General features: G+C 48.9%; 1 protein-coding gene. It reads right to left on the bottom strand.

Annotated elements, in window-relative coordinates:
* Nucleotides 1-82: 82 nt before the first annotated feature.
* Nucleotides 83-319 (bottom strand): IS3 family transposase (locus tag AB1287_RS14245; RefSeq protein ID WP_435618199.1); only part of this gene is annotated, 237 nt, incomplete at its 5' end.

The following is a 319-nucleotide window of genomic DNA, read 5'->3' as shown; positions in this document are numbered from 1 at the left end:
GTCCATCCCTTCCACCTGGAAGTGGCGCACGGAGTACAGCTTCACGCGGAAGAAGCCCGGGTTATGAATCGCCACGGATAATCTAGACACTTCCGAGCCGTTGATAATACTGGTTTTCATATTCTGTCGGTGACATCTGATTGCTCGAACCATGCCGACGCTTACTGTTATAAAACATTTCGATGTAATCAAAAATATCGCTGCGGGCTTCTTCCCGCGTTCCGTAGATCTTTTTCTTTATCCGTTCGCGTTTCAGCAACTGGAAAAAGCTTTCTGCAACCGCATTATCGTGACAGTTACCGCGACGGCTCATGCTGCC

Origin of the sequence: Scandinavium sp. UTDF21-P1B, from assembly GCF_040750395.1 — a bacterium.
GTDB lineage: Bacteria > Pseudomonadota > Gammaproteobacteria > Enterobacterales > Enterobacteriaceae > Scandinavium.
Note: the sequence above shows the minus strand (reverse complement) of the source record. Positions and strands in the feature narration are given on the sequence as shown.